Source organism: Bradyrhizobium sp. CCBAU 65884 (genome assembly GCF_028128835.1).
Lineage (GTDB): Bacteria > Pseudomonadota > Alphaproteobacteria > Rhizobiales > Xanthobacteraceae > Bradyrhizobium > Bradyrhizobium ottawaense.
In genome coordinates this window covers 19,036-39,590 of sequence record NZ_LBJU01000118.1, presented here as the reverse complement: position 1 = coordinate 39,590, position 20,555 = coordinate 19,036, and the positions used below count along the sequence as shown (strand labels likewise).

The following is a 20,555-nucleotide window of genomic DNA, read 5'->3' as shown; positions in this document are numbered from 1 at the left end:
AGCTTTACACCAAAGCTTGGGCCAAAGCCAACCCGCAGGACCGATTGGGGGTATGCAGATGCAACCGGCGGGCCAGAGTGGTTAACCGTGGCCCGGGACAATGGGTTCCAGCCTTGCCGGGTCCCCTGGCAGGCTTTTTCGCCTGAATGAGATCTTTTTTTGGTCCTGAAGGGCCGATTTCCGGAAGGGGCGGCATCCGATCCGCCTGCACGGAACCGCGGCGCTCAGCGGGATAGCGCCGTGCGATCGTGAAATCGATGCGGGCGGCCACGTGATGACGTTTCGGGGCTGCCATCAGAAGACTGAGCGGGCAAGTCTCGGCTTTCCTACTGCACGTCCAGCGGCGCGGTGCCGGTGGCCTGGCCGCTGGCATCGGTGGTGATCTTGTCGACGCGCGCCTCGGCTTGGCGCAGCAATTCCTCGCAGCGGCGCTTCAGCGCCTCGCCGCGCTCGTAGATCGTCACGGATTCTTCGAGCGGCACCTTGCCGTCCTCGAGCCGCTTCACGATCGTTTCGAGTTCCTCGATCGCGCGCTCGAAGGTAAGCCTGGAGACGTCGACTTGAGTATTTTCGGCCATATCCGTTTCCGATTGCCCGATTCGCTTTCCTTGCAGTGAAGGCGGGTTTTGCGGGCTTAATGTGGCGGGCGTAGTCAGGCGCCCATCAGGGCGCCGACATGCGCCGTAACAGATTCTTTCAGTCCTTGCAGGTCATAGCCGCCCTCGAGCACCGAAACAACGCGCCCCCCTGCGGACTTGTCGGCGAGATCCATCAGCTTGCGCGTCACCCAGGCATAATCCTCCGCGCGCAAATTCAGCGAAGCCAGCGGATCGCGATAATGCGCGTCGAAGCCGGCGGAGATGACGACAAGCTCGGGGCTGAATTTTTCGAGCTGCGGCAGAATCAAATTCTCGAACGCGGAGCGGAATTCCGGCCCGCCGTCCTCGGAGGCGAGCGGTGCGTTGACGATGGTGTCGTGGTCGCCGCGCTCGCCCGTGGCGCCGGTGCCCGGAAACAGCGGCATCTGGTGCGTCGAGCAGTACATCACGGTCGGGTCCGACCAGAAGATGTCCTGCGTGCCGTTGCCGTGATGCACGTCGAAATCGACGATGGCCGCGCGCTTGATGCCGTATTTGCGCTGCGCGTGGCGCGCGGCGATGGCGACGTTGTCGAAGAAGCAGAAGCCCATCGGCTTGCCGATCTCGGCGTGATGGCCGGGCGGGCGCACCGCGACGAAGGCGTTGCGATGCTCGCCCGCCATCACCGCTTCGGTCGCCGCCACCGCGCCGCCGACGCCGCGCATCACCGCTTCCCACGTGCCAGGGGACATCGAGGTGTCGCCGTCGATATAGACCTGCCCGCTGCTCGGTGCGATGTGGCGCAGCTCGGTGACGTAGTGCTCGTTATGGCACAGCGTGACGAGATCGAGATCGCCCTCCGGCGCCTGGTCGCGCACAAGGAACTGGAAGCGCTCATGCGACAGCGCTTCCTCCACCGCACGCAGGCGATCCGGCCTTTCAGGGTGTCCCGGCGGCGTGACATGGTCGAGGCAGGCCTTGTGGGAAAGGAGAAGCGTGCTCATCAGGTCGGCCTCATGGATGCGGGCTTTCGACGTCGCTTGGCGCATCCGGCGCCAAAACGCAATGCAAATCCCAATCTATGCGTTTGAACGGGAATGGCAAAGGGTCGTCCCATTCTGGCCGGTTTGATCCGGATCAATTCACCCGCAGGATGCGGCTCAGCGGCAGCGGGCCGATCGGTCCGTGCGCCCGGAAGAACGCGAACAGCGCGTCCGCGTCGTAGCCGCCATATTGCGGCGCCGTGCCTTGTTTGGCGACGGTAAAACCATCGCCGCCGACTGCGAGGTAATCGTTGAGGGTGACGCGGTAGCCGCTGGCCTGCTCGATCGGCTTGCCGTTGAGCATCATCTTGTCGGCGATCACGCGCTCGCCGAATGGCTTCGACGCATCCCAGGCATAGCTGAACCCGTTCGACACCTGGAGAATCCGCGGCCGCTTCGGGTCCAGCCATTGCTGCTCGAGCATGTCCTTGAGCTGGTTGCCGGTCAGGGTCATCGTGACGAGGCGGTTGCGGAATGGCTGGCTGGCGAAAACATCGCCGAAGGAGATCGCGCCGTTCTCCTTCGGGACGATGTCGGTGCGGATGCCGCCCGGATTGGTGAGCGCGATGACAGCGCTGCCATCCTGGGCGTCCCTGGTCGCGGCAAGCTGCGCGTCCGCGATGACGTTGCCGAGCGCGCTTTCACCGGCCTCGTTCGGCACGCGTGACAACGTCTGCGTCACCGATCCGGCCGGCCGGTTGGCGATCGGCGCCGAGAGCCTGTCATAGGCCTCGATCAGCGCGGTCTGCTCCGCGTCCTTCGCCAGCGAGGCGTTGGCGACGATGACGTTCTCGGCTTTGGCATTGACGATGTCGCGGGTTACGGGATCGAGCTTGAGATCGATCGCGGTGACCAGCGTGCCGTATTTGTCGCCGCTGGTGACGAGCCGCCCGTCGATGTCGCAGACATAGGCGCGGTGGGTGTGGCCGCTGACGACGACGTCGACGGCGCGGTCGAATTTTTTGACGATGTCGACGATCGGCCCGGTAATGGCAGGGCATTCATTGTAGTCGCCGGCGGGCTCGCCGCCCTGGTGGATCAGCACCACGATCGCCTCGACGCCGCGCGCCCTCAGCTGCGGCACCAGCGCATTCACCGTCGCGGCTTCGTCGCGGAATTCGAGCCCGGCGATGCCGGACGGCGAGACGATGCCCGCGGTCTCCTTCAAGGTCAGCCCGATGAAGGCGATCGGGATGCCCTCGAATTCCCGGATATCGTAGGGCGGCAGCACGCTGTTGCCCGTCGCGGTCTCGATGGTGGACGCGGCGAGATAGCGGAATTTGGCGCCCGTGAACGGATGCGGCCCCTGGCAGCCGTCGACCGGATGGCAGCCGCCGTTCTGCATCCTGAGCAGCTCGGTCTTGCCCTCGTCGAACTCGTGATTGCCGACCGAGCTGATCGCTAGACCCATCAGCGAAAGCGCCTCGACCGAAGGCTCGTCGTGAAACATCGCCGACAGGAACGGGCTCGCACCGATCAGGTCGCCGGCGGCGACGAAGATCGTGTTCTTGTGCCCCTCGCGCAGCTGCTTCACCAGCGTCGCCATGTATTCGGCGCCGCCGGCCGCCACCATCACCTTCCTGGCTCCGTCCTCGGGATCGGCGATGCGGATGCCGCCCGGCGGCGGCCGCAGATTGCCGTGAAAATCGTTGATCGCGAGCACGCGCAGCTCGACCGGCGCGGCGGTCTGGGCCGAGGCGGGGAGGGCGAAGGCGAGAGTGAGGGCGGCGAGGATGGATCGGTATCGCATGGAACAAGATTAGTCGGTCCGCGCGAAGATTTCACGAAGGATTGTCGTGAACGTGCAGGTCTTCTTCCCGACCTCAGTATCGTAGGGTGGGCAAAGCGAAGCGTGCCCACGCCTCTCGTGCACTTCAGGATTGATGGTGGGCACGGCGCAAGTGCGCCTTTGCCCACCCTACGGTGCCGAACTCGCGGAGACAGACCATCGCCCGTCTCGCACAAGGGGAAGAGCGCCGCTACTTCTTCTTCCGGTTCGCAAACGCATTGAACGCCGCCACCGCTTCCTCCGACTTGAGCCGCTCGCCGAACAGATGGCCTTCCTGGTCGATGCGGCGGGTGAGCTCTTCGGCCGGCGCGCGCAGCAATTTGCGGGAGGTTGCGACCGCCTCGGCCGGTAGCCGGCAGATTTCGCGCGCCACCTTGCGCGCCTCGACCTCGGTATGTCCCGGCGACACCACGGTGTTGACGAAGCCTGCCGCGTGAGCCTCCGCGGCGGAAAAAGTCCGCCCCATCACCAGCATCGCGAAGGCGCGCTGATATCCCATCGTGTTCGGCATCAAGAGGCTGGCGGCACCGACCGGCACCAGGCCGAGATGGATGTAGGGCGCGGAGAAGGTCGCAGCGTTCGAGGCCAGCACGTAGTCGCAGTGAAACAGCATCACGGTGCCCATGCCGATCGAGGCGCCGTCGACGGCGGCGATGATCGGCTTGACGTTGAGGGCGAGCGAATAGAGAAACTTGGCGCCTTCCGACAACGTCTCGGGGCGCGCGGTGTCGGCGCGCATGAAATCGTCGATATCATCGCCTGCGGTGAACACGCCTGAGCCGCCGGTGATGATCATGCAGCGGATGTCGGGGTTGTTCTGCGCGGTGTCGATCGCGTGGCTCATCTCCCGGTACATGTCCTGGGTGATCGCGTTCTTCTTGCCCGGGCGGCGCAGGGTGATGACACGCGTTCCGCGCTCTTCGGTGACGACGATATTGCCATTCGGCATGAGAGCCCCCTGCGCGCGCCGCGATGCTCGCCGCTTCGCGAGTCTCGCCGAGCATCAGCCTACATGATCCCGCAGGCGTGCCAATGCGCTGAGTCAACCTTTTCGGCGCCAACGCGCCGCAACAATTGGCTACAATGTTTCATTTGAAAAACCGGTGGTTGTGGTGCACGATCCCGCGCGGTTCCATGTGACCGATTGCCCGATTGATGATTGCCACAACCCGCGTCGACGAATCCTCGCTGCACTACCGCGGCTGGCGCGTCGTGCTGGCCTGCTTCCTGATGGCCTTCTTCATGTTCGGCTTCGGCCTGTATGGCCAGGGCGTCTATCTCGCCGAGCTGCAGCGCGCCCATGGCTGGCCGGGCACGCTGGTCTCCGCGGCCAGCACCTTCTCGTTTCTCCTGACCTCCGTCCTCGTCATCTTCACCGACGATCTGCTCGCCCGCATCGGCTTGCGGTCGCTGATCCTGTGCGGCCTGGCGGCGCTCGGCGCCTCGACGGTGCTGCTGGCGCTGATGCAGACGCCCTGGCAGCTGTATCTCGCCTATGCGCTGATGTCGGTCGGCTGGACCGGCATGGGCACCGTGGTGATCGCGACCGTGTTGAATTCCTGGTTCGAACGCCGGCGCGGGCTCGCGCTCAGCCTCGCGTTCAACGGCGCGACCTGCGGCGGCATCATCCTCGTTCCGCTGCTGCTGTCGTTGACCGGCAGCATCGGATTTCGCTCCGCCATGCTGGCGGCCACGCTCGCGATGATGGTGCTGGTGCTGCCGGTGGTCGTGACCTTCATCGGCTGGCCTGCCGGGACCTCGCCGGCTTCGGGCGGACGCCCTTCCGGCGAGAGCGCGGCCGCGCCAAGCCATTCCCGCAAAGCGCTGCTCGCCAACGCGGCGTTCTGGACCATGGTGCTGCCGATCGCGATCGCACTGCTGGCGCAGATGGGATTCATCATCCATCAGGTGAGTTTTCTCGAGCCGCTGATCGGCCGCCCGGCCGCGGGCGGCGCGGTCACCATCATGGCGGCGATGGCGGTGGTCGGCCGCCTGTCGCTCGGCCTGTTCGTCGACCGGCTCGATCCCAGGCTCGCCTGCGCGGCGTCGATGACGAGCCAGGCGGCGGCGCTGTTCGTTCTCGTGCAGAGCACGAGCCCGACCGTGCTGCTGGTGTGCTGCGCCGTCTACGGCTTCTCGATCGGCAACATGATCACGTTTCCGCCCTTGATCATCCAGCGCGAGATCGGCGCCGCCGCCTTCGCCGCCGCAATGGGATTGGGCACCTCGATCAGCGGCGTCGTCAGCGCCTTCGGTCCGGGCATCGTCGGCCTCGTGCGCAGCTTGACGGGCAACTACACGATGGCGTTTGCGATGTGCGTCGTGCTGGATCTCGTGGCGGCGGGCATCGTGTTGTGGCGGCCGGGGCAGGGCAGGAAGACGGTCGCTTCGTAACCCGGAGTTCGTAGGGTGGATCAGCCCTGCAGATGCGCAAAGCGCATCTGCAGGGCTAATCCACCTCTTCTGTTCACGCAGCGGCACAAGCGGTGGGTTACGCCTACGGCTAACCCACCCTACGCATCCGTGTGCCCGGTAAGCAGCTTACCCCAGCAGCACCGCATCCGCCGCCGCGACCGATTCCGCGCTCTCGGTCACGGTGCGCTCGAGCGCGCCGGCCTGCACACTGATGTTCTCGGCGAAGAAGCGTGCCAGCGAGACGTAGCGCGCAGCGTCCGTGTTGCCGTCGGCCTTGGCGGCGAGCGCCTCGGAGGCGAGCAAGCAGCCACCGAGCGTTGAGCCGAACTGCTGCAGATAGGGTGTCGCGCCGGCAAGCGCCTCGTTCGGCGCGGACGTCACGCGCTCCAGCAGCCATTTGCTGGTGCGCGTCAAGGCCTCCAGCGCTTCGCGCAGCTTGACGCCCGTGGTGCCAAAAGCCGGATCGTTCGACGCTTCGACTTTCTTGACCGTCGCTGCGAGCTCGTCGAGCAGCGCCCAGACGGCAGCGCCGCCATTGGCCGCGAGCTTGCGCGTGACGAGGTCGATCGCCTGAATGCCGTTGGTGCCTTCGTAGATCGCGGTGATGCGGGCATCGCGATAATGCTGGGCCGCACCGGTCTCCTCGATGAAGCCCATGCCGCCATGCACCTGCACGCCGAGATAGGCGACCTCGTTGCCGATGTCGGTGGAATAGCCCTTGGCCATCGGCGTCAGCAGCGCCGCGCGCGCGGCGGCATCTGCACGCACCTTTGGGTCCCTGGCGCGCGTCGAGACGTCGATCGCGACCGCGGTCGCGTAGCAGATGGTGCGCGCGGCGGCGGTCTGCGCCCGCATCCGCATCAGCATGCGCTTGACGTCGGGATGCACGAAGATCGCGTCCGAGCCGTCGCTCTTGCTGCCGACGGCGCGGCCCTGCTTGCGCTCCTGCGCATAGGACAAAGCCTGCTGATAGGCGCGATCGGCGACGCCGACGCCCTCCAGGCCGACGCCAAGGCGCGCCTGATTCATCATCGTGAACATGCAGCGCATGCCCTGGTTCTCTTCGCCGATGAGGAAGCCGATGGCGCCACCATGATCGCCCATGGTCATGGTGCAGGTGGGGGAGGCATGCATGCCGAGCTTGTGCTCGACGCCGCTCGCATAGATGTCGTTGCGCTGCCCCAGCGAGCCGTCTGCATTGACCATGAACTTGGGCACGAGGAACAGCGAGATGCCTTTGGTGCCGGCGGGCGCATCGGGCAGACGCGCCAGCACGAAATGCACGATGTTGTCGGTCATGTCGTGCTCGCCATAGGTGATGAAGATCTTCGTCCCCTTGATGCGATAGGTGCCGTCGGCTTGCTTCTCGGCGCGGGTGCGCAGCGCGCCGACGTCGGAGCCGGCCTGCGGCTCGGTGAGCTGCATCGTGCCGGTCCATTCGCCGGAGACGAGCTTTTCGAGATAGATCTTCTTCAGCTCACTGCTGCCATGCGCGTCCAGCGCCTCCATCGCCGACGCCGTCAGCAGCGGGCAGAGGCCGAAGGCGAGGTTCGAGGCGCTCCAGATCTCGGTACAGGCAGCATTGATCGCGATCGGCAGGCCCTGGCCGCCGAAATCCTCCGGGCCGGACACCGCGTTCCAGCCGCCCTCGGTCCAGCGCTTGTAGGCGTCCGGCCAGCCCGGCGCGGTCGTCACCTTGCCGTCGCTGAGCTTGATGCCGTGCTCGTCGCCGACCTTGTTGAGCGGGGCCAGGACGTCGGTTGCGAACTTGCCGGCTTCCTCCAGCACGGCCGCGGCGATGTCGGCGTCGAAATCGCCGTAATGACCGGCCTCCACCGCAGCCTTGAGGCCGGCGCCGTGATTGAGCGACAGCAGCATGTCAGAAATCGGCGCGCGGTAGGTCATGGCTCACTCCCGTGGACAGGTCTTGGCGCCCTATTCCCATGAAATGGGGGAGGTCTCAATGGGGCGGGAGGGGCCGGACGGTGGCGGTCAGAACGGGGCCGTCGCGGGCCCATAAAGAGAGTGTAGCGCGGCCGATCCCGGGGCTGTGGTATTTTGCCCCTCCAGGCGGTTGAAATGCTGCGCCGCTCCCTATAGACCGGCTGCGACCCAAGGGAATCTGCGGTAGCCAGTTCTTCCGCCGCCCCAGGTCGCCTGTTGGGGCGTAGCCAAGCGGTAAGGCAGCGGATTTTGATTCCGCCATTCGGAGGTTCGATCCCTCCCGCCCCAGCCAGCGCTTAAGCTGCTGAGTTCACTATATAAACAGGACTACTTCCACGAAAATTCTTGGACGCGTTTGGAAACAGAGCTTGTGAAGCTCGGTCGAGAATCGAACTTAACGTCGTTGCGCGTCATGCAGACCATAGAGTAGCCGCGCACTGCTCGTATCACAGCAGCGCAGCACTTCCGGCTAGCCCGTTATCTATTTACCTAGGATCTCACGCGCCATCACGATCTTCATGATCTCCGTCGACCCTTCCATCTGCTTGCACATGCGCAATTGGTTGTAGAAGTCGCTGAACGGGTAATCGTCGATCGCAAGCCCCCGCCCGCCAAGGATTTGCATCGATCGGTCCACGACGCGCAATCCGGCATCGATGCAGTAGCCCTTGACCATTGAGGATTGGAGCCTCGCGGCCGAGTAGCCACCCCGGTCGACAAGCCATGCTGCATAATAGGTGTTCCACCGGATCGTTTCGATGTCGAATTGCGAGTCCGTCAGCATCCATTGGATCGCCTGATTGTCACCCAGCTTCCCGCCAAAGACCTCACGCGTCTTCGCCCATTCGACCGCGAGCTCCTGACTGCGCTCGGACATCCCGAGTGCCACGCCCCCGAGGCGAAGGCGAAAGCGGTTGAACTGATGCTGGGCAATCGCGAAGCCCGCACCTTCTCCTCCCAGCAGATCTCTGCCGGAACCATCACGTTCTCGAGCTTCACTTCCTGCTCGATACCCCATTGACGTGACATCACGGGGATATCGCGCACCTTCTCGAAACCGGGCGTGTCGTTGTCGACCAGGAAGATGCTGATGCCGCGGTGTCCCTTCTTGGGATCGGTCACCGCTGCGACGGCGGTATAGGACGCCTCGTGGTGACCGGTCCTCCACATCTTCCTTCCATTGATGACGTAGTGGTCGCCGTTCCTAACGGCCGTGGTTCTGATGCGGGCGAGGTCGGAGCCCGCTTCGGGTTCGGTGAAGCACATCGACCAGGATGTCCGTCCCTCCAGGACAGGATAGAGATACTTGCTCTTGATCTCATCACTCGCCTCGTAGAGCGCTGGCCACGGAGCAAAGTGACCGCCAGGCACGCGTCTTGGCGATTTCGCGAATTCGGTCAGAACGATCACATCCTCCGTTGCCCCGAGCCCCTGGCCACCATAGGCCTTCGGCACGATAAGCTTGGTAAGCCCAAAGTCGTGAAGCTTCCTTTTCAGATGCGAGGTCAATTCCGGACTGTACTCAGGGACCGTGATTGGCCAGGAGCGGTAGAACGGCAAGACTTCGGTATTGATGAAGGCACGCGCCCGCTGCTGCAGATCGAGCTGTTCGCTGGTGAGTTCAAAATCCACGGCCTTGTCTCCTGTCTGGCGTATTGCATGTTCACGATGAAATTCGGCCCGCCGAGAATGACGTCAGAGGTCGAAATCTCGCGTCTCATTTCTCCGCGTCGATCACCTCTCCGATCGGCTTCCAATTCACGCCGTCAAACTGCATCAACTGCTCCTCGCTCATCGGGGTGTACCGCGTCGCGCTTGTATTGAACTTGATGCCAGGAAGCATGATCGGGAGCTCAAGGTCCTTGATGCTGGTCGCCTGCTTCATCAGATTTTCGCGAGTGAGATCGTTGCCGCAGTTCTTCAGAACGTGAACAAACGTCTGCGCCGTTGCGTAACCGAATACGTGATAGGTTTCCGACGGATTGGCTTCCGGCATGTATTGCTTCATGAAGCCGAGATATTCCTTCATGCCAGGATCATCCGCCCATGCCGCGTCGTTGGGATCCTTGCGGAAGGCGACCGTGATGATGCCTTTCGAGTTCTCGAGCCCGGCCGGCACCAGTGTGCTTGAGAGCGAGCCAGCGGCATCGCTGAGAAGGTGCAGGGCATCCCACTTCGTTTCCGCCATCTTCTTGATGGCCTGCGCCGCGAATTTCGGCGTCGAGATGTTGACCAATACATCGGCGCCGGTGGCTTTCAGGACCAGGATCTGGGAATCGATGGTGGGCTCGGCGACCTCGTAGCTGAGCTCTTTGACGATCATCGTGGCCGCCTTGTCGCCGAGGCCATCGCGAAGACCCTTGACATAGTCGCGTCCAAAATCGTCGTTCTGGAAAAGCACGGCGATCTTCGCGTTGGGCCGCTCCTTCTGAAGATACTTGCCGTAGATCACGCCCTTGGCATGGTTGTTCGGCTGCCAGCCCATCGACCAGGGATAGGCTGCGGGCTCAGATACACGATTGGCGCCGGTCCCCAGGAACAGGCTCGGCACCTTCTTGGCATTGAGGTATTTTTGTGTCGCGAAGTTCGTCGGCGAGCCGAAGGTCCCCACGATCGCCAGCACTTCTTCGCTTTCGACCAGTCGGCGCGCCTGCTCGACAGCCTTCGGCGGGCTGTAGCCGTCGTCGAGTGAGATCAGGTTGATCTTGCGCCCATTGACGCCGCCTTCTGAATTCACCTTCTGGAAATAGGCGCTCATAGCGCGGCCGATCGCGGCGAAGCTTGACGCGGGGCCGCTATAGGGCATGGTCTGACCGATCTTCACTTCGGTATCAGTCACGCCCGGCCCGTAATTCTTCTCCTGGCTGAACGCGGGAAACGACAAACCCGCGCACGCGATCGCGCAGGTCGCTACCATGAGCTTTTTCATGCTCGTTTTCCTGTCTTTGCTGTTGAGGATCTGGATCAGGTCGACTGCAAATAGCGCTGCTTCAGCACATGCTTGAACAATTTGCCGTTCTCCTGCCGCGGCAACTCGGTCTCGAAATCGACAGATCGTGGGCACTTGACGTGCGACATCCCGTCTCGACAGAACGCGATCAGTTCGGTCGCGAGCGCAGGCGAGGCCTTCGAGGGGTCCTTGAGCTGCACCACCGCCTTGATCTCCTCGCCATATTCTGGATTTGGGATTCCGAACACGGCGACGTCAGCGATGTCAGGGTGCAGCGCCAAGCGGTTCTCGATCTCGGCGGGATAGATATTGACGCCGCCGGAAATGATCATGTGCGAGCGACGATCGGTCAGGTACAGATAACCGTCCTCGTGGAGGTAGCCGACGTCGCCGATGGTGGACCAGCCTTTTGCGTTTCGCGAGCGCGCCGTCTTCTCGGGATCGTTGTGGTAGACGAATTGCGGGCCGTCGAAATAGACGTCGCCGATCTCACCGGGGCCAAGCTCATCCTGCGCTTCGTCCAGAATGTGGATCGTGCCGACGCAGGCGCGCCCGACCGAGCCGCGGTGGGTCAACCATTCTGCCGTCGAGATGCAGGTCGCGCCATTGCGTTCCGAGCCTGCGTAATATTCCCAGATGATCGGACCCCACCACTCGATCATCTGCTCCTTGAGCTGGGGCGGACATGGCGCGGCGGCGTGAATCGCGCAGCGATGGGATGACAGGTCGTGACGGCTGCGCACATCGTCCGGCAGCGCCAGCAGGCGAAAGAACATCGTCGGCACCCATTGGCTGTGGGTGACGCGGTAGCGTTCGATCGCGGCCAGCGCGGGCTCCGCAGCGAACTTCCTCATGATCACGACGGTGCCGCCGCTCTCCAGCGTGCGCATGGTAAAGCGCAGCGGCGCGCCATGGTAAAGCGGCGCCGGGGAGAGGTAGGTTGTATCCTCGGCGAAGCCGAAATTGTCGCGAACCCAGTCGCCGGCGGCGTGCGCCTGGCTGATATTGGCGAAGAGCGGCTGCTTGATCCCCTTTGGCTTTCCAGTCGTGCCCGAGGAATAGAAGAAGTCCTTGCCGACGGGTCCGTCGGGGATCTCGATCAAGCGGTCGAAACGGGCGAGTTCCACGGCATAGTCAGTGCTGTTATCCAAAGCGCCACCCAGCGCGTAGACCGCGCAATGATGAGGGTTGTCGGCAAGGAGCGCCTGAACCGTTTCGGCGAAACGCGAGGCGACGAAGAATATCTTGGAACCGCTGTCGCGGACGATGTAGGCCGCTTCCTCGGGCCTCAGATGCGTGCTGACTGGCGTGTAGTAGATGCCCTGGCGACGTGCGCCCCAGATGATCTCGAAATAGGTGGGGTCGTTGTCGAGCATGATCGCGATGCCGTCGCCGACGGTGAGGCCCATCCACATCAAGAGCTGGGTCACGGCGTTGGCGCGGCGGTCGAGCTCGCCATAGGTCAGGCTCTCTCCCGAAAACGCGACCAGGACGGCGGTCTTGTTGGGGTGGCGCTCGGCCCATTGGCGCAGGACTGGCATTTCTTCCCCTTGATTGAAGACGACATCTTCATTGCCGAATGAAGTACGGCTTTCGGGAAAGTATCCATTCGGCCGCCCGATCACTGAATGACCGCGGCTACCAATCGAATTGACAAAATCCGACTGGCCTTATTTTGCCCGCGAGCGGCGGCTCTCGCGAAACTCGCCGGGCGCGAGGCCAGTCCAGCGTCTGAACGCTCGATGGAAGGCGCTGAGCTCGGAGAAACCTAGCGAGAGCCCGATCTCCTCGAGCGACAACCGGGATTTTTGCAGCAGATGAACGGCGACGTCGTGCCGGACCCGGTCCTTGATTTCCTGGAAGCCGCAGTTCTCTTCTTCAAGCAGGCGGCGGCGCAGGGTCTGCGGCGAGACCGCGAGCATGCCTGCGATGTCCTCGAGTGACAGAGGCCGCTTCAGATTGCGGCGCAGAATGCCACGCACCCGCTCGACCATGCTGCTGTCGTCGCGGTAGCGAACAAGAAGCGCGCTGGGCATCGACGCCAGGAAGCGCCGCAGGCGCCCCTCGTCGGGCATGATCGGCAGATCCAGCAGCTCGGGATCGAAGCGGATTTCCGTGCGCGGCTGGTCGAACAGCATCGGCGCCCGGTAGATCGGCTCGAGTTCCGAGCTGAACGGCTCCTCCGGAAAGACATAGTGGACGGTGGTCAGCGGCAGTCGGCGGCCGACAAGCCAGCACATCAGCCCGTACGCGAACAGCAGGATCGCGCCATTGACCATGCGCCGGCGGTTTGGCTGGACAATTGTGTCAGTGACGTAGAGCGAAGCGTCATCGGGACCTTCCGCGAGACGCACGACGAAGTCGTCCGCGACCAGATGATAGAATTGGCAGCCGACCCGGATGGCTTCTCGTAAGTTGGTGCACCGGATCAGCAGGCGACACATCATGCGGAAGGTGCCCGGCTTGATGGGGCGGTTGCAAAGTAGCCAGAGTTCGTCGCGCGTCTCCCGCGTGAGGACCGCGATGAGCCGGGCAAACTGTTCCTGCGGAAGCCGGGCGCCCGGCTTGTCGAACTGCTCGGGGGCGATGCCGGCGCGCGCCAGCAGCCGATCGATGTCGAGCCCCGCCTCGCGGACACCGCTCAGCACCAGCCCGACATACCCGGAATCGATCGCTGAACGCGACGGCGCAGCGTGTGACGTTCCAAATGCGGCAGGGGCTCCCGGCATGGCCCCTTCATGTTAGCCCCCGGACCGGGCTGTCGCCACCATTCCCTGTGGCAGGTAAGGTCAACGCAACTGGTTGTTTTCGTCATTGCGGACCGAGAGCTTCCTCGCATTCTCGCAACCGAGACGGCGGAGGGAGGAAACCTGGATGCGCGCGTTGATAAGTAGCGAGCCGGGTGGCCCCGAGACTCTTCGGCTGGTCGACGTGCCGGTGCCGGTCGCCGGCCCAGGACAGATCCTGCTCGAGGTCAAGGCTTGCGGCGTAAACTACCCGGACCTTCTCACCATCCAGGATCGATACCAGGTCAAGACGCCCCGTCCGTTTGCTCCCGGAGCTGAGGTGGCCGGAACAGTCGCCGCGGTGGGACCCGGCGTGACCGAGTTTCGGGTTGGGGAGCGAATCGCTGCCCGTATCGGGACTGGCGGCATGGCTGAGTTTGTCGCTGCCGATGCCGGACGCTGCAGCCGGATTCCGGAAGGCATGTCCTTTGCCGATGCCGCCGTCATGCAGTTTACGTTCGAGACCGCATACTATGCGCTCCAGACCCGCGCCCGTCTGCAGGCCGGCGACACGGTGCTGGTGCTCGGCGCCGCCGGCGGCGTCGGCATCGCGGCCGTGCAGGTCGCGCGTAATCTCGGCGCCCGCGTCGTCGCCGCAGCGTCGTCTGAGGCGAAGATCGCCTTCGCTCGCCGCTATGGCGCAGGCGAAGGTGTCCTTTATCCCGCAGTGATCCCCGAAGATCGGCGAGAAGTGACAACTCTCTTGAAGGGCTCGGTTGGCCCCCGAGGTGCTGACGTCGTGGTCGATCCGGTAGGCGGCTGGCTGACGGAAGCCGCCATCCGCTGTCTGGCGGAGGGCGGCAGATACCTTGTGCTCGGCTTTACGGCCGGCATTCCATCGCTGCCGCTCAATCTTCCGCTCCTGAAGAACTGCGACGTGCTCGGGATCAATTGGCGGACTTTCACCTTGCAGCAGGATCCGCAAAACGAGGCCAATCGACGAGAACTTCAACGCTGGTACAGGGAGGGCATGTTGTCTCCCGGGATCAGCGCTGAATTCCCCCTGCACGAGGGAGGCAAGGCCATCCAACTCCTTGCCGACCGGAGCGCCGTCGGGAAGATCGTCGTGACGATCTGATGATTCTGCGATGGTTCTGCCGTCAACCGGGCATGGCCGGCGCGTACAGAGAGAAGACGTAGAGCGAGCATATCCAGGAATCTGAATAGAGCTCGCCGCGATCCCAGGGAGGATAGAATGACCGCTTTGAAGCTCGGAAAGATCGGCCGTCCGTCGCCCGATGTATCGCGGTTTCCCGCTCTCGATCCGCTGCAACTCGGCCATTTGCGCCATATCGAAAATCTTGCCGCCCAGCCTGATGGCGAATGGTCGAAGATGGGCATTCCGGATCCAGGGCAGGAATGGCTGGACTCCTACCGCTATCAGCTGGCGCAGATGGCCTATGCGCTCGGTCTTGCGCATTACCACCGATTGCCGGCGGCGCCGGCCGTCTTTCGCAGGACGTTCGACAATCTGATCCGCAAGATGCTGCGCCGCGAGGTGTGGGGATATTGGAAGGACACCAGTCAGTCGGGCTTGTACGTCAATCCAGACATCAAGGAGCTGCGCAAGGGCTGGACCGATCCGGTGGTGCGCGAGAACATCATGTATAGCGGACATCTCTCCGCAATGGTCGGCATGTACAGCATGCTGTTCGACGACGACGGCTATGACCGGCCTGGTGCGCTGACATTCGTGCACAATCCGATCTTCTGGGGCATGGGTCCCGAGAAACTCGAGTACAGCCGCAGCTCGCTCAACGAGGTGATCTACTGGCAGATGGTCGAGAACGGCTGGCTCGGCGTCGCCTGCGAGCCGAACTGCGTCTTCATCGTCTGCAACCAGTTTCCGATGCTTGGCTTCCGCTTTGCGGATTGGCGCAAGGGCACCGCTGTCGCCGACGAGGCGACACGGAGCTATCGCGCGGCCTGGGAAAAGAAGGGCATCTTCTCGGACGAAGGCTGGTTCCACGGTTGGTGGCGGGTCGAGCAGGATGAGTTTGTGCCGCCAAAAAGCGTCGGTTGGACCGCCTGGGGCGGGGCGGTGATGAACACGTGGAATCGCGATTTCGTGCACGGCATCTATCGCGACCAGTTGCGTGGCGTCCTGAAATATGGCCGCGACGGCCTGGTCTCGCTTTACCCGAATTCCGTCGTGCCGAGGGTGCGCGAGGCCCTTGCCAGCGGTCGTTCGACCGACGGCATCGAGGATCGCGCCTATCCCTGGCCGATGCCGGATTTCGGCTACGTCGCCATGCTGCTATCCGAGATGGGCGACGCGGACCTTAATGGGATGTTCGCGCATGCCGACCGTTACATGTCGCCGACCTGGAGCGAGGCCGGTCTTTACTATCCACGCAGCGATCAGGCCTATGACGGGGAAGGCAATCTGGTCCGGATGGACCGACTGACCGGCAACGCGATGCTGGCCTACGCCCGGCTCAACGTGCCCGACGGGCTCTGGGCCTTGTACAACAAGCCTTGGGAGGCCGATCATTTTGCCAGTCCCGCGTTGCAGAAGGTCACGCCGGGCGTCGATGTAACGCGCGCGGTCTACGATCCGGAAGCGAGCCTCCTGGTTCTGACGCTCCAGCCGCGCGATGGCCGCCCGCAGGACGTTGGCGTCGAAATAGGACCTGTCGCGGCTGACACGACTTGGGTTCTCTTCATCGATGGCGTGGCGACGGCCACCTGTCGCGGCGGCGCCCTGGCGGACACCGGTGCGGTGCATGTCGCCGCACGCGACCAGGTCATCACGGTAGACCTGCGACTGGAAAAGCCGACAACGCTTATTGTTGAGTACGACGATGTCTGACTGTTGTGGTGGGAACTCCGGCGGCGAGCGGGCGGTCGCGCTCGGCGGCACTTTCGAGCTGGTTGATCATCATGGCCAGTCCGTCACCGACCGCAGCTATCGTGGGCAATTCATGCTGCTGTTTTTCGGCTTCACTCATTGCCGCGCTGTTTGCCCCGCTGCTCTGGCCCGCCTCTCGCGTGTGATCGACCGTCTCGGCCCCTTGGCTTCGCGCCTGCAGCCGCTCTACGTCACGGTTGATCCCGAGCGTGATACTCCAGAGGTCATGAAGGCGTTCCTGGAAGGAAAATATCCGCGCTTCACGGGCTTGAGCGGGGCGCGTGAGAACATCGAGCGCGTCAAAGCGCTGTACAGGGTCTTCGCCAAACGTACGGCTGCCCCGGATGATGCGACCGGATATCAGATGCCGCACACAGCCTTCACGTACCTGATCGGACCTGACGGCCGCTACGTCGCTCACTTCACCGATGCCGCAGAAGAGGACGAATTGGTCGAGCGGCTTGGCAGGTACCTCGGCCTGAACTGCTGACCTGTTGAGACAGCCCTAATCTCGCGAGGGAAGGTTGTCAGCGGATCGTTGCTGATCTTGTCCGTCAGTTTCGTCCGAGATGCTCCAGCACGGGAATGAGATCCCGCTTGGGAAGACGATCCGGGATCAAACTTCCGCCGTATGGTGTTTTGCGGATTGCCCACGCTGACTCATTATTTGGAAATGGCTGCCGGCTATTGAATTTGCTAGCGGCAGTATTTCGCAATTTTTCCGAATGCGCCTTGAAATCATTCGACAATCAGACGGATTTTGATTCCGCCATTCGGAGGTTCGATCCCTCCCGCCCCAGCCAGAAGCTCCGCTTCCCTGAAATTTGGCGAAGCCGGCCTTGTACAGATCCTTTGGCTGGTCTCGATTACGGCGTTGCGGCGGCCCAGGGCCGTCGCAGCCGCATCGGGACGCCGCCGCCGGGCGGCGGGTCGTCGTCGTCATCGAGCTTGCGCAGCGCGGTGAGGATGTCCGCAAGCCGGATCGGCCGATCCATGCCGGGAATCTCGCGCAGCGCGGGATGGGATTCGACGGCGTACATGTCCGAAGCCCACGACGACAATATGATCCGCTTCTCCGCCGTCGAGAGCTTGCCATCGTCGAGGACGGCGCTCGGCGAAGCATAATGCGCAGCGGGATGGAACAGCGCGCCGACACCGCCGGTGGTCGCATTGGCATTGGTCATCACTTGTCTCCCTCTACACTCCTTTCGAAGGGATGGTCCGATCGGCGGATGGCGATCGGTCGCCATCCGCCATGGTCGTCGCAGTCGAACGCGTTCGACCGGCCTAAGCCGCTTTCTTCTGCTCGATCTGCGGTGACGCAGCACCCGCGATCTGGATCCGGCGCGGCTTCATGGCCTCCGGAATCTCGCGCAGGAGATCGATGACCAGGAGACCGTCCTGGAAAGCGGCCTGCTTGACCTGGACGTAGTCGGCGAGATTGAACACGCGGCGGAACGGACGCGCGGCGATACCCTGATAGAGATATTCGCGCGCGGCGCTGTCCGGCTTCCGGCCCTCGATGGTGAGCGCGTTCTGTTCGGCGGTCACGCTGATGTCGTTGACGCCAAAGCCCGCCACGGCCAGCGTGATCCGGTATTGGTCTTCGCCGGAGCGCTCGATGTTGTAGGGGGGATAATTGTCCTCGCCCGCCTGGCGCAGCGTGCTGTCGACGAGGTCGGCCAGATGATCGAAGCCGATGGTGGAGCGCCACAGCGGCGCGAAGTCAAAGGTGGTCCTCATACCAAGTCCTCCAAAGAGCAAGATGGATACGAAGGAGCGCCAGTCAGGAATCGGGAACGGATCCGAAGAAGCCCGACCCGGCGCCCGCGCCGGACCCGATCGGGCATCCGGCACACCGCTCTCGCGGCGAAAAACGACTTAGAGCGCCGCAAGGACCTTGCAAGAGGGACGCGCAAAATTTTTTTCGGGGACCCCGGCGGCGTCAAGGAAGCGGCGAAAGAGGATCTTGACAGCAAAACAAGCCTGAATATTTTTTGCGCCGGAAGATGCTTCTTCCGACACCGCTAATTCGAAAAGGACCGTGAAAGACCGTCAGGAGTGACGACGATGCTCGATCAGGATTTCGCCCGCATCCGCGCGCACCGCAACAACCTCTCTCGTTATCGACGTTTGCTCAAGACTGAGCTGTCGGACCTTGAGCGCCAGTTTATCGAACGACGCCTCGCCGAGGAGCAGACCGCGCTCGAGGCTCTCGCCGCCGATGCCTTCCCGGCCGCATTCACCGTTCCAAACGCGCCATCGGCGATTGCCACGACCGGAGTGGAACGATGAGTGACGTCCGCAACCTCCTCATCAGCGGCAGCGAGAAGGTGATCGGGCACTATCGCGTGTTGCTGGCCGGTGCCAGAAGCGAGAGCGAACGCGAGCTCTATCGCGCCCGGATCGAGCGCGAGCAGCGCCTGCTCGACGCTCTGCGGGGCGGCCTGCCGGATCGATCGGCGGCGTGAACAGGCGCGCATGTGTCATTCCGGAAATTTTTTCATTCCGGAAATTTGCTAGCGAGCACGCGGCCTTCCTGCACCAGCATGGCCACGAACGCCGTGATCTTCGGCGGCCGGAACCGGGCCGCGGGATACACGGCATGGATGCCCCCGGCCGGCAAGCTCCAGGACGGCAGGACATGGACCAGCCGACGGGACTTCAAATGCTCCGCGACCAGGTAGTCGGGCAGCACGCAGAGTCCACCGCCGGCGAGGGCTGCGCCCAGCACCGCAGGCGTCGTGTTGATCGAGATCGACTGCCGCATGCGGATCGTGCGGCTGTCGATATCGCGTCTGGTGAAGCGCCAGACCAGCGGCTCGTCGAGCGCGCCGTTGGCAATGAACGGCAGAGCCGCAAGCTCGTCGGGCGTCTTGCTCCGGAACGCCGCTGCTACGTCCGGTGCGGCCACCAGCAATTGCCGAAACGATCCGATCCGCCTGGCCTGCTGACTTGAATCGTTCAGCCAGCCGACCCGGATCGACAGGTCGATCTGGTTGGCGAGGAGGTCCGTTCGCGTGTCCGACAGGATCAGCTCGACACTGCAAGCGGGATATTTTCGCGCAAACTTCGCCGCCAGCGGCGCGATCATCGTTGCGCCATAGTCGTTCGGCGCGGCGATCCGCAGCATGCCCATCGGCTCGGCATTGGTCTGCGCGAGCTCGTCGACGGCATCTTCCGCCGTGCGCAGGATCATGACGCAACGGGCATGCAGCAACCGGCCGGCTTCGGTCGGCTCGACCCTCCTGGTGGTCCGCAGCAGCAAAGCCGTTTTCAATTCTGCTTCGAGCCGTGCCACCTGCTGGCTGACGACGGTCTTGGTGATGCCGAGGCGCTCGGCAGCGCGTGTGAACGAGCCGGCATCGACCACGGCTGCGAAATAAGCGAGGCGGTTGAGGTTGATCGCTTCCATGCGGTCGTCGCCATTGTTAGCTAATAACAAACAATATGTACCATTATCTGATATTTATCAAATAATGATCGGCCGCTAGGTTTCTCTGCATCGAACATTGGCGGCCCGAAATCATGCAAATCACCTATCTCTTCGACCCTCTCTGCGGCTGGTGCTACGGCGCCTCGCCGGTGCTGGAGCAGCTTGCCGCGCACGGCGATGCCACCCTGGTGCTGGCACCGACCGGCCTGTTTGCGGGCCCTGCGGCGCGGACCATGGACCAGCATTTTGCCGCTTATGCCTGGCAGAACGACCAGCGCATCGCACGCTTGACCGGCCAGCCGTTCAGTGAGGCCTATCGCACCGGAATTCTCGGCAATACCGGCAGCCTGTTCGACTCGGCGGCAGCGACCCTTGGCGTCGTCGCCGTGGGCCTGGGTGATCCGGCCCGTGAGCTCGAGGCGCTCAAGCTCTTGCAGCGCGCCCGCTACGTCGATGGCCGCGACAATTCCAGCCTTCAAGTCGTCGCGGACGTGCTCGAGGGCGCGCAACTGGCCGATGCGGCACGCCGCGTGCGGGCGCCTGACGATGCATTGATCGCGGCTTACCAGACGCGGATCGCGGCCGCGCGCGCCGACATGACGCGATTTGGGGCCGGTGGCGTGCCGGCTCTGGTGGTCGGCGAGGGCGCCGGGCGGAGGCTGCTCGACGGCAGCATGCTGTTCGGGCGGTTCGATCTGCTGGCCGCACAACTTCGTGCCGCCTGATCGCCCAAACCGATTTTCCCTGCAGAGTTCAATGGAGA

20 protein-coding genes and 1 tRNA gene are annotated in these 20,555 nt (G+C 63.3%); 8 read left to right on the top strand and 13 right to left on the bottom strand.

The window, feature by feature from the left end:
- Positions 1 to 326 precede the first annotated feature (326 nt).
- From XI03_RS19630 to XI03_RS19615, 4 genes are all read right to left on the bottom strand, one after another.
- Positions 327 to 578 (bottom strand): exodeoxyribonuclease VII small subunit, encoded by a 252-nt coding sequence (locus tag XI03_RS19630; RefSeq protein WP_008132970.1) that lies wholly within the window; start codon positions 576 to 578, stop codon positions 327 to 329.
- A gap of 74 nt (positions 579 to 652) precedes the next feature.
- The gene (locus tag XI03_RS19625) at positions 653 to 1,582 is read right to left on the bottom strand and encodes a histone deacetylase family protein (protein ID WP_028144213.1); all 930 of its coding nucleotides are present in this window, start codon (positions 1,580 to 1,582) and stop codon (positions 653 to 655) included.
- Positions 1,583 to 1,715: 133 nt separating this feature from the next.
- A complete protein-coding gene (locus tag XI03_RS19620) occupies positions 1,716 to 3,371 on the bottom strand; it encodes a bifunctional metallophosphatase/5'-nucleotidase (RefSeq protein ID WP_271592977.1) in 1,656 nt (551 codons plus the stop codon).
- Positions 3,372 to 3,600: 229 nt separating this feature from the next.
- Positions 3,601 to 4,359 carry an enoyl-CoA hydratase-related protein gene (locus tag XI03_RS19615; RefSeq protein ID WP_038950537.1) on the bottom strand — a complete coding sequence of 253 codons (759 nt, stop codon included), beginning with the start codon at positions 4,357 to 4,359 and terminating at the stop codon, positions 3,601 to 3,603.
- A gap of 206 nt (positions 4,360 to 4,565) precedes the next feature.
- Here XI03_RS19615 and XI03_RS19610 point away from each other — a divergent pair, with 206 nt between their 5' ends.
- Positions 4,566 to 5,804, top strand: a complete 1,239-nt coding sequence (locus XI03_RS19610) for an MFS transporter (RefSeq protein ID WP_271592976.1) — start codon at positions 4,566 to 4,568, stop codon at positions 5,802 to 5,804.
- Between the two features lie 147 nt (positions 5,805 to 5,951).
- Here the strand turns inward: XI03_RS19610 and XI03_RS19605 are convergent, their stop codons facing one another.
- A complete protein-coding gene (locus XI03_RS19605) occupies positions 5,952 to 7,730 on the bottom strand; it encodes an acyl-CoA dehydrogenase (RefSeq protein WP_028144217.1) in 1,779 nt (592 codons plus the stop codon).
- Positions 7,731 to 7,986: 256 nt separating this feature from the next.
- Between XI03_RS19605 and XI03_RS19600 the strand changes: the two genes are divergently transcribed.
- A tRNA-Gln gene (locus XI03_RS19600) sits at positions 7,987 to 8,061 on the top strand.
- A gap of 189 nt (positions 8,062 to 8,250) precedes the next feature.
- Here the strand turns inward: XI03_RS19600 and XI03_RS19595 are convergent.
- From XI03_RS19595 to XI03_RS19575, 5 genes are all read right to left on the bottom strand, one after another.
- Entirely contained in the window at positions 8,251 to 8,658 is a 408-nt protein-coding gene (locus XI03_RS19595; protein ID WP_271592975.1) for an acyl-CoA dehydrogenase family protein, read from the bottom strand.
- Positions 8,547 to 9,401 carry an acyl-CoA dehydrogenase family protein gene (locus XI03_RS19590; protein ID WP_271592974.1) on the bottom strand — a complete coding sequence of 285 codons (855 nt, stop codon included), beginning with the start codon at positions 9,399 to 9,401 and terminating at the stop codon, positions 8,547 to 8,549. Before XI03_RS19590 ends, XI03_RS19595 begins: the two co-directional genes overlap by 112 nt.
- 85 nt (positions 9,402 to 9,486) lie before the next feature.
- Positions 9,487 to 10,698, bottom strand: coding sequence for an ABC transporter substrate-binding protein (locus XI03_RS19585; protein ID WP_271592973.1), 1,212 nt, complete (start codon positions 10,696 to 10,698; stop codon positions 9,487 to 9,489).
- A 35-nt stretch (positions 10,699 to 10,733) separates the two neighbouring features.
- Positions 10,734 to 12,260: an acyl-CoA synthetase gene (locus XI03_RS19580; RefSeq protein WP_271592972.1), complete on the bottom strand. Its 1,527-nt coding sequence runs from the start codon at positions 12,258 to 12,260 to the stop codon at positions 10,734 to 10,736.
- Positions 12,261 to 12,389: 129 nt separating this feature from the next.
- Entirely contained in the window at positions 12,390 to 13,448 is a 1,059-nt protein-coding gene (locus XI03_RS19575; protein WP_271592971.1) for an AraC family transcriptional regulator, read from the bottom strand.
- Positions 13,449 to 13,593: 145 nt separating this feature from the next.
- On the opposite strand from XI03_RS19575, the gene XI03_RS19570 reads away from it, so the two are divergent.
- The 3 genes from XI03_RS19570 (at position 13,594) to XI03_RS19560 (ending at position 16,846) form a co-directional block, all read left to right on the top strand.
- On the top strand, positions 13,594 to 14,583 hold the full coding sequence (locus XI03_RS19570) for an NADPH:quinone oxidoreductase family protein (RefSeq protein ID WP_271592970.1): 990 nt from the start codon (positions 13,594 to 13,596) through the stop codon (positions 14,581 to 14,583).
- A 117-nt stretch (positions 14,584 to 14,700) separates the two neighbouring features.
- Positions 14,701 to 16,317, top strand: a complete 1,617-nt coding sequence (locus tag XI03_RS19565; RefSeq protein ID WP_271592969.1) for a linalool dehydratase/isomerase domain-containing protein — start codon at positions 14,701 to 14,703, stop codon at positions 16,315 to 16,317.
- A complete protein-coding gene (locus XI03_RS19560; protein ID WP_271592968.1) occupies positions 16,298 to 16,846 on the top strand; it encodes an SCO family protein in 549 nt (182 codons plus the stop codon). Before XI03_RS19565 ends, XI03_RS19560 begins: the two co-directional genes overlap by 20 nt.
- Before the next feature lie 376 nt (positions 16,847 to 17,222).
- Here XI03_RS19560 and XI03_RS19555 read toward each other — a convergent pair whose 3' ends face one another.
- Both XI03_RS19555 and XI03_RS19550 read right to left on the bottom strand, forming a co-directional pair.
- Positions 17,223 to 17,540: a hypothetical protein gene (locus XI03_RS19555; protein WP_038946913.1), complete on the bottom strand. Its 318-nt coding sequence runs from the start codon at positions 17,538 to 17,540 to the stop codon at positions 17,223 to 17,225.
- 103 nt (positions 17,541 to 17,643) lie between these two features.
- Complete coding sequence (locus XI03_RS19550) at positions 17,644 to 18,099, bottom strand: Hsp20 family protein (protein ID WP_028143164.1); 456 nt, start codon at positions 18,097 to 18,099, stop codon at positions 17,644 to 17,646.
- A 327-nt stretch (positions 18,100 to 18,426) separates the two neighbouring features.
- Here XI03_RS19550 and XI03_RS19545 point away from each other — a divergent pair, with 327 nt between their 5' ends.
- Together XI03_RS19545 and XI03_RS19540 are read left to right on the top strand one after the other, a co-directional pair.
- Complete coding sequence (locus XI03_RS19545) at positions 18,427 to 18,651, top strand: hypothetical protein (protein WP_271592967.1); 225 nt, start codon at positions 18,427 to 18,429, stop codon at positions 18,649 to 18,651.
- Positions 18,648 to 18,827, top strand: coding sequence for a hypothetical protein (locus XI03_RS19540; RefSeq protein ID WP_028143162.1), 180 nt, complete (start codon positions 18,648 to 18,650; stop codon positions 18,825 to 18,827). Before XI03_RS19545 ends, XI03_RS19540 begins: the two co-directional genes overlap by 4 nt.
- A gap of 32 nt (positions 18,828 to 18,859) precedes the next feature.
- On the opposite strand, the gene XI03_RS19535 is transcribed toward XI03_RS19540, so the two are convergent.
- Positions 18,860 to 19,771, bottom strand: coding sequence for a LysR family transcriptional regulator (locus tag XI03_RS19535; RefSeq protein ID WP_271592966.1), 912 nt, complete (start codon positions 19,769 to 19,771; stop codon positions 18,860 to 18,862).
- Between the two features lie 113 nt (positions 19,772 to 19,884).
- On the opposite strand from XI03_RS19535, the gene XI03_RS19530 reads away from it, so the two are divergent.
- On the top strand, positions 19,885 to 20,517 hold the full coding sequence (locus XI03_RS19530; protein ID WP_271592965.1) for a DsbA family protein: 633 nt from the start codon (positions 19,885 to 19,887) through the stop codon (positions 20,515 to 20,517).
- The last annotated feature ends 38 nt before the right edge of the window (positions 20,518 to 20,555 follow it).